Origin of the sequence: Rhodobacter sp. Har01 (assembly GCF_020564565.1) — a bacterium.
GTDB lineage: Bacteria > Pseudomonadota > Alphaproteobacteria > Rhodobacterales > Rhodobacteraceae > Pseudogemmobacter.
Genome location: NZ_JAJCTD010000007.1, coordinates 102,150 through 110,813, shown reverse-complemented (window position 1 = coordinate 110,813; position 8,664 = coordinate 102,150). Strand labels below are relative to the sequence as shown.

Sequence of the window (8,664 nt, the reverse complement as noted above, 5' to 3'; positions counted from 1 at the left end):
AATTCTTTCCCTGTTCGGCCGAATTTCATTCCCTGATCCGCTGATTTAAGTTCCCTGTTCCTGAGGAGCAGGGAATTTGGCCGTAACCCACGGAAAACGCGCGATGATTCCAGGTGGAAAATCGCCAGACTGGCCCTGGAAAATCAAAAATCCCTGATAATTCCCTGTTGTTGCCGCGCGAGCAAACCGAACGGGGTACGCGGGCTGCGGAGACGCGCGGCGCAAAAGAGGAGAACAGGGAAGGCTGGTGGCGTCTCCGCCAGCAGAAAACCGACCTAACCCGCGGAAACAGGGGAGAATTCCCCGCTGGAACGGAAAGATAAGGGATATCAAGGGGTTGATGGCGGACAGTGAGGGATTCGAACCCTCGAGACGGTTCCCCGCCTACACACTTTCCAGGCGTGCGCCTTCGACCACTCGGCCAACTGTCCGTGGCGGCGGTCTTAGCCTGTCGACGGCAGACCGGCAAGGGGGCTGCGGACCGAAATCCCTGCCGCCAAGGGCGGCCGCATCCGGCGGAAATGCGGCAGTTCGCGGGGCCCGGCGGGGTGGGCCAGGGCTGCCAAAGAGCAGCGTCGGTCCTGCCGCCGGTGCAGCTGTCGGCGGCGGGCCGGGGGCCGGCGTGCGATGACACTGCCCCCCTGCCCCGGGGCGCGCCGCGGCCGGGAGGGCGCTGCCGGTCGGGGGCGCGGGTGCGGTCGCTGTGGCGCATGCGGAAAAGGCGCTCGGCCGACGCCGGGATGCAACGCCATCCGTCCTGCGGCGCCCGCAGCAAACCCGCGCTGGTTCGGCGTCGCCCGGCGCGCCGGCGCCGGTTCAGGCCCGGCCGTAGCCTTGCATCACCTTGATGTAATTCGCCCGCTCATAGGCCTCGGGGTCGGCCAGCGCGCCGTGGCTCAGCCGGCCGCGGACCGCGTCGGGGCTGGTCAGCCCCCGCGCGGCAAGCCAGTCTTTCAGGCCCTGCACCAGCACGGCCATGTGCCCCGGCCCGTGCCGCAGCAGCGCCGAGGTGGTCATCGCCACATCCGCCCCCGCCAGCAGGTAGCGCACCACGTCCTCGGGCCCCTCGACCCCCGTCGTCGCGGCCAGCGAGCCCTTGGTTCGCCCGGCCAGAACCCCGATCCACAACAGCGGCAGCCGCATCTCGGCATGGGTCGACAGGTCGAGGCTGGGCACCACGCTCAGCGTCGCGGGGTCGATGTCGGGCTGGTAGAAGCGGTTGAACAGCACCACGCCCGCCGCCCCCGCCGCCACGATCCGCTGTGCCATATGGCCCGGCGCGCTGAAATAGGGGCCGATCTTCACCGCGACCGGAATCTGCACGGTGTCGCAGACCGCCGCCACCACATCCAGCGTGCGTTGTTCGACCTCGGCGCCCGGGACCGTCAGGTCGGTGGGCAGCAGGAACACGTTCAGCTCGATCGCCGCCACGCCGGCATCCTGAAAGTCGCGGGCAAGGTCGGTCCAGCCGCTGTCGGTGGTGCCGTTCAGGCTGGCGATCACCGGAATCTCCAGCGTCGCCGCGGCCTTTTCGGCCAGCGCCACCTGATTGCCGCTGTCGGTGGTAAAGGCGGCCTGGGCGGGAAAGAAGCTTTGCGCCTCGCCAAAGCTTTCGGCGCCGTTGCCGATCAACTGGTCGAGGATGTGCTGTTCGTGCCAGAACTGCTCTTCGAAGACCGAGGGCAGCACCACCGCCCCCGCGCCGTAGCCCTGCAGGGCCTTGAGCGTCTCCAGCCGTGCGTTCAGCGGGCTGGCCGAGGCCACGATGGGGCTGGGCAGGGTCAGCCCCAGATAGCGTGTGGTCAGGTCCATGGTCTGCCTCCTGTCACAGCTTGGCCGCGGCCCCAAGGGCCAGCGACGGCCCCGGGCCTGCGTCCATCTGCGCGAATTCCTCATAGCTGCGGTATTTGTCGCGGATCGCCTGCTGCGCCTGGATCAAGAGCGCCGCCGCCTCTTCGGGGCGGATGGCGGCCAGCGCGGAATAGCGCAACTCGTTGTAGGCATAGTCCTTGAACGGCAGCGTCGGACGAGGGGAATCCAGCCGGAACGGTGCCGTGCCGGTGCCGTGCAGCCGCGGGTCATAGCGCAGAAGCGGCCAGTAGCCCGAGGCGACGGCGCGGTCCTGCTGGTCAAGCCCTTTGCGGATGTCGAAGCCATGCGCGATGCAATGGCTGTAGGCCAGGATCAGGCTGGGCCCGTCATAGGCCTCGGCCTCACGAAACGCCTGAAGGGTTTGCTGCGGATTGGCGCCCATTGCCACCTGTGCCACGTAGACATTGCCATAGGCGACGGCTTGCAGCGCCAAATCCTTGCGCGCGGTGCGCTTGCCGGCGGCGGCGAACTTGGCGATGGCGCCCAGCGGTGTGGCCTTCGAGGCCTGGCCGCCGGTGTTGGAATAGACCTCGGTGTCCATCACCAGGATGTTGACGTTGCGCCCCGTGGCCAGCACATGGTCCAGCCCGCCATAGCCGATGTCATAGGCCCAGCCGTCGCCGCCGACGATCCAGATCGAGCGGCGCACCAGATGGTCGACCACGGACAGAAGGTCCAGCGCCCGCGGGTCGCCCTGCCGGGCCAGCAGGCGGGTCTTCAGGGTGGCAACCCGTTCCCGCTGCGCCCGGATCTCGCTTTCGGCGATCTGCGGGGCGCTTAGGATGGCCTGCACAAGGTCTTCGCCCAGGTCGGGGGCCATCGCCTGCGCCAGGTCGCGCGCCAGGTCCAGATGCTTGTCCGCCGCCAGCCGGAAGCCCAGGCCGAATTCCGCGTTGTCCTCGAACAGCGAGTTCGCCCAGGCCGGGCCACGGCCTTCGGCGTTCTTGGTCCAGGGGGTGACGGGCAGGTTGCCGGAATAGATCGACGAGCAGCCGGTGGCGTTGGCCACCATCAGGCGGTCGCCGAACAGCTGCGACAGCAGCTTGACGTAGGGCGTCTCGCCGCAGCCGGCGCAGGCGCCCGAGAACTCGAACAGCGGTTCCAGGAACTGCACGCCGCGGACGTTGGCGAAATCGACCCGGGCGCGTTCGTTTACTGGCAGGCCCTGGAAAAAGGCGATGTTCTCGCGTTCCGCCTCGACCAGTGGCGCCTTGTCGGCCAGGTTGATCGCGCGGAGGCCCGGTTCCGTGGGGCTGCGGGCCGGGCAGGCCTCGATGCAAAGCGCGCAGCCGGTGCAGTCCTCGACATGGAACTGCAGGGTGAAGCGCGCGCCAGGGTAGCCGCGGGCGTTCACCGGGGCCGACTTGAAGGTGTCGGGCGCGCCGGTCAGCAGGCCGCCGTCATAGTATTTCGCCCGGATCACCCCATGCGGGCAGACAAAGCCGCACTGGCCGCACTGGATGCAGAGGTCGGGCTGCCAGACCGGCACCTCGTCGGCGACGTTGCGCTTTTCCCAGGCGGCGGTGCCGGTGGGGAAGGTGCCGTCGGGGGGCAAGAGGCTGACCGGGATCAGGTCGCCCTCATCCGCCATCATCGCGGCGGTGACGCGACGGACAAAGTCGGGGGCAGTGACAGGCACCGCCGGCGGGCGGTCGAAGGTGCTGGTCACCGTGGCCGGGACTTGCACCTGGTAAAGCCGCGCCAGCGCGCCATCGACGGCAGCCCAGTTCTGTTCCACCACCCGGCGGCCCTTGCGGCCATAGGCCTTCTGGATGCTGGCCTTGATCCGGGCGATGGCGTCTTCGCGCGGCAGGACACCGGAAAGGGCAAAGAAGCAGGTCTGCAGGATGGTGTTGGTGCGGCGCCCTAGCCCCACCTCTCGCGCGGCCCGGTTGGCGTCGATCACCCACAGCTTCAGGCCCTTGGCGATGATCGCCGCCTGTGCCGCGCGGGGCAGGCGGTCCCACACCTCATCGGGCCCGCAGGGCGCGTTCAGCAGGAAGGTCGCGCCGGGGGCGGCCAGCCGCAGAGCGTCGATCTTTTGCAGGAAGGCGAACTGGTGGCAGGCCACGAAATTGGCCGAGTGGATGAGGTAGGGCGAGCGGATCGGCCGCGGCCCGAAGCGCAGGTGCGATACCGTCTGGGCGCCGGACTTGTGGCTGTCATAGACGAAATAGCCTTGGGCGTAGAGCCCGGCCTCCTCGGCCAGGATCTTGACGCTGGCCTTGTTGGCGCCCACCGTGCCATCGGCGCCCAGGCCGTAGAAGACGGCGCGGACGATGTCGGCGCCTTCGGTGTCAAAGCCGGTGTCGACGTGCAGGCTGAGATGCGTCACGTCGTCGGTGATGCCGACGGTGAAGCCGGTCTTCGGGCTGGCCTTGGTCAATTCGTCATAGACCGCCTTGACCTGGGCCGGGTCGAAATCCTTGGACGACAGGCCGTAGCGCCCGCCGATCACCCGCGGCATCGCCCGGCCAGCCGTCGCCGCCGCCTCGGCCAGGGTCGCCACCACGTCCAGATACAGCGGTTCCCCAGGCGCGCCGGGTTCCTTGCAGCGGTCCAGCACCGCGATCCGCCTGGCCGAAGCGGGCAGCGCGGCCAGGAACGCTGCCGCCGGGAAAGGCCGGTAAAGCCGGACGATCAGCGCGCCGACCTTCTCGCCCTGCGCGGCCAGCACGGCCAGCGCCTCAAGCACCACCTCGGCGCCCGAGCCCATGACCACAATCACCCGTTCGGCATCCGCCGGCCCGACATAATCGCACAGCCCGTAGCGGCGGCCGGTCAGCGTGGCCAGTCGGTCCATCTCCTCGGCCACGATCCCGGGCACGGCGGCGTGCCAGGGGTTCGCCGCCTCGCGGCCCTGGAAGAACACGTCGGGGTTCTGCGCCGTGCCCCGCACCACCGGGTGTTCCGGCGACAGCGCCCGCGCCCGGTGCGCGCGCACCAGATCATCGTCGATCATCGCCCGGATCTGCGCGTCCGGGATCAGCGACAGGGTGTTCACCTCGTGGCTGGTGCGGAAGCCGTCGAAGAAATGCACGAAGGGCACGCGGGCACGCAAGGTCGCGGCATGGGCCACCAGCGCCATGTCGTGCGCCTCCTGCACCGAGTTTGACGCCAGCATGGCAAAGCCGGTCTGCCGCACCGCCATCACGTCGGAATGATCGCCGAAGATCGACAGCGCATGGGTGGCCAGCGCCCGGGCCGCAACGTGAAAGACCGTGGGCGTCAGTTCGCCCGCGATCTTGAACATGTTGGGGATCATCAGCATCAGGCCCTGCGAGGCCGTGAAGGTGGTGGTCAGCGCGCCGGCCTGCAGCGCGCCATGCACGGCGCCCGCAGCACCACCTTCGGACTGCATCTCCTGGATGACGGGGATATTGCCCCAGATGTTGCGCAAGCCCCGCGACGCCCATTCGTCGGCCAGTTCCGCCATCGTGGACGAAGGCGTGATCGGGTAAATCCCGCAAACCTCGTTCACCCGATAGGCGATGTGGGCGACGGCGGTGTTGCCGTCCATGGTGGCACGTTCTGCAACCGGGGCGGCGGGGGCGTCGGTGTGGTCACGCATCGGCACTCTCCTCGGCCACCATCTCCAGCGCATGGCAGGGGCATTGCTCAAAGCAAGAGGCGCAGCCGGTGCATTTCGTCAGGTCGATGCGGTAGCCCGCGCCCATGCCCAGCTTGACGATGGCCTGTTCGGGGCAGGCGGCATAGCAGTTGTCGCATTCGTAACAGTCGCCGCAGGAATAGCAGCGCGCGGCCTCATAGGTGGCCTCGCGCGCATCCAGACCCGCGATGATTTCCTGAAACCCGCCCATCCGTGCGGCTTCGGCCAATTCGTCCTGTGCGCTGCGGTCGGCGTCGGAATAGACCGGCAGGTGCAGCATGTCGAAACCCACCACCGGGGCGGGGGTGGTCTCGGCCAAGGGGACGCCGCGCAGCCAGGCGTCGATCTGGCGGGCGGCGCGCTTGCCGTGGCCGGTCGAGATGGTGACCGATTGCTGGCTGGGCACCATGTCGCCGCCGGCAAAGATGCCGGGCGCGCCGGTCATCATGTCGGGGCCGACGATCACCGTGCCGTCGGGGGTGAAACCGATGCCGGGGACGCGGGACAGGAACCCGCTGTCGGTCTGCTGGCCCAGCGCCAGCACCAGGGCATCCGCCGTCAGCGTCTCGATCTCGCCGGTCGGCTGCGGGCGGCCCTCGGCATCCAGCTCCATCCGCTCGACCTGCATCTCGCTGCCCGAGATTTCGCGGATGGTGGTCAGCCAGCGGATCTTGACGCCTTCTTCCAGCGCCTCGTCGGCCTCGAAGCCATGCGCAGGCATGTGGGCGCGGTCGCGGCGGTAGACAATGATGGTCTCGGCCGCGCCCAGCCGGCGGGCGGTGCGGGCGGCATCCATCGCGGTGTTGCCGCCGCCATAGACGATGACGCGCCGCCCCAGCATCGGCGGCGCCTCGGCCGAGGTGTCGCGCAACAGGCTGACCGCGTCCAGCACCTTTGCGGCATCGCGGGCGGGGATTTCCACCCGCTTGCCCAGCCCCGCGCCGATGGCCAGGAACACCGCGTCAAAGCCCCCCGCGGCCTGTTCCGCCGCCAGGTCGGTGACCTTGTGGTTCAGCGTGATCGTCACGCCCAGGGCTTCGATCCGGGCCACGTCGGCGGCCAGTTCCGCCCGCGGCATCCGGTAGGCCGGGATGCCGAAATGCATCATGCCCCCCGCCACCGGCCCGGCCTCGCGAATCTCCACCGCATGGCCCAGCCGCGCCAGGTGATAGGCGGCCGACAGCCCGGCCGGCCCGGCGCCGACCACCAGCACCCGCTTGCCGCTTGCGGGCCGGATCGGCTTGAAGGCCCAGCCTTCGGCGGTGGCCATGTCGCCCAGGAACCGCTCGACCGCGTGGATCGACACCGGCGCATCCACCGCGCCGCGGTTGCAGCCGTCTTCGCAGGGGTGATAGCAGACCCGGCCATGCACTGCGGGCATCGGGTTTTCCGCCGTCAGCACCTCCCAGGCCTCGCGGAAGCGGCCGGCCTGGGCCAGCGCCAGCCAGCCGCGGATGTCCTCTCCGGCCGGGCAGGCGGCGGCACAGGGCGGGGTCAGGGTGACATAGACGGGATGCTGATGCCGCACCGGCCCGGTGCCGCGCGCGCCCGCAGGATCGACCGAGGGCGTGAAATCCCGAAGCCGCGTGCTCATCGCCCCACCTCCGCTTGCCACCGGCTGGCCGGATCGCCGGGATGATAGGCCGGCGACCCGGCCCCCGGCATGATCCAGATCACCCGGTCCGCCGCAAGACCGACTTGGCACGCCCCGGCGGCGCGCCCGGCTATGCCGACCGGTCTGCCAGCAGGCCGTCGAACGGCCGCCGCCGCAGCGCCAGCGCCGCGGCCAGGGCCGGCTCGGGCGCGACCTCGGCGATGGCCTCGACCGGCCGCAGCAGCAGCCTGGTGCCGCCGCCGGCCGCCACCGCCGCCAGCATTGCCGCTCCGCGGGGGCCGGCCATGTCGGCGCCGTCGATCAGCCGCATCGGGCGGCCCAGCGCCGCCGCCAGCAGGCGCAGCCACAGCCGGCTGCGGGTGCCGCCGCCGACGACGGTGAACCGCTCGGGCCGCGCGCCCACGCCGCGCTGCGCCACCACGCAATCGGCGAACTGGAAGGCCACGCCCTCCATCGTGGCATAGGCCAGCATCTCGGGCGTGACGCCGGGGTGCAGGCCGGCCATCCGGCCCAACAGGTCGGGCCGGTTCAGCGGGGTGCGGATGCCGGTCAGGCAGGGCAGGAAAAGCGGCGCCGCGGCAAGGCCCGGCCCGGCCGCGAAAGCCTCGGCCCCGGCGTCCAGGTCGGGCACCTTGCGGCCGGTGATCTGCCCCAGCCAGTCCAGCGAGGCGGTGGCGCTCATCACCACGCCCATCGACAGGAACACCCCGGGCACCACATGGGCCGAGGTCAGGATGGCCTTTTCCGGCCCCGGATGGAACGCCGCGTCCACGATGCAGGCGACGCCCGAGGTGCCCACGGTCAGCACCGCATCGCCGGGCCGCGCGCCGCCCGCGCCCAGGGTCGAGCCCATGTTGTCGCCTGCCCCGGCGGCCACCGAGACCGGCCCGGCGATGCCCCAGCGGGCGCACAACTCGGGTCGCAGGCGCCCGGCCTCGGCCCAGCTGTCCAGCACCGGGGGCAGATGGGCCGGATCCCAGCCCGCGGCGGCGCAAAGCTCCGGGTCCCAGCGGCCCGAGGCGACGTCCAGCAGCTGCGTGCCGCCGGCATCCGAAGGTTCGGTCGCCACCTCGCCGGTCAGCGCCAGCCGGACATAATCCTTGGTCAACAGCAGCATCCGCGCCCGGTCCATCACCGCCGGCTCATGCTTGCGCAGCCAGATCAGCTTGGGCGCGGTGATGCCGGGGTCGGGCGTGCCGTTGGTGCGCCGCCCGATGTCGGGCACCGCGGCCAGCAACTCGGCGCATTCGGCCAGCGCGCGCTGGTCGTTCCACAGCATCGCCGGGCGCAGCGGGCGCAGGTCGGCGTCCAGCACCAGCGCCGCCAGCATCTGCCCCGACAGCCCGATGCCGCGCACCGCCGCCATCTCGCGCGGCGCCTGCCCCGCCAGCCGGTCCAGGCAGGCCAGCACGGTCGCAACCCAAAGGTCGGCGTCCTGCTCGCTATGCCCCAGATGCGGGCGGCTGACCGCGACCGGTTCCGCGGCCACGGCGATCACCCGCGACAGGTCCTCGATCAGCACGGCCTTGATGCCCGAGGTGCCCAGGTCGATGCCGATGGTCAGCAT

Annotated in this window: 4 protein-coding genes and 1 tRNA gene; all 5 read right to left on the bottom strand. The window is 70.3% G+C overall.

Going from position 1 to position 8,664, the window contains the following annotated elements:
* Positions 1–341 precede the first annotated feature (341 nt).
* The 5 genes from LHP98_RS16645 to xylB all read right to left on the bottom strand — a co-directional run bounded on the left by LHP98_RS16645 (position 342) and on the right by xylB (position 8,664).
* Positions 342–431 (bottom strand) — tRNA-Ser (locus LHP98_RS16645).
* 385 nt (positions 432–816) lie between these two features.
* The gene (locus tag LHP98_RS16640) at positions 817–1,812 is read right to left on the bottom strand and encodes a dihydroorotate dehydrogenase-like protein (protein WP_227253684.1); all 996 of its coding nucleotides are present in this window, start codon (positions 1,810–1,812) and stop codon (positions 817–819) included.
* Positions 1,813–1,825: 13 nt separating this feature from the next.
* Complete coding sequence (gene nifJ, locus LHP98_RS16635) at positions 1,826–5,443, bottom strand: pyruvate:ferredoxin (flavodoxin) oxidoreductase (RefSeq protein ID WP_227253683.1); 3,618 nt, start codon at positions 5,441–5,443, stop codon at positions 1,826–1,828.
* On the bottom strand, positions 5,436–7,076 hold the full coding sequence (locus LHP98_RS16630) for an NAD(P)-binding protein (protein ID WP_227253682.1): 1,641 nt from the start codon (positions 7,074–7,076) through the stop codon (positions 5,436–5,438). The genes nifJ and LHP98_RS16630 overlap by 8 nt, the downstream gene beginning before the upstream one ends.
* 130 nt (positions 7,077–7,206) lie before the next feature.
* On the bottom strand, positions 7,207–8,664 hold the full coding sequence (xylB, locus tag LHP98_RS16625; protein ID WP_227253681.1) for a xylulokinase: 1,458 nt from the start codon (positions 8,662–8,664) through the stop codon (positions 7,207–7,209).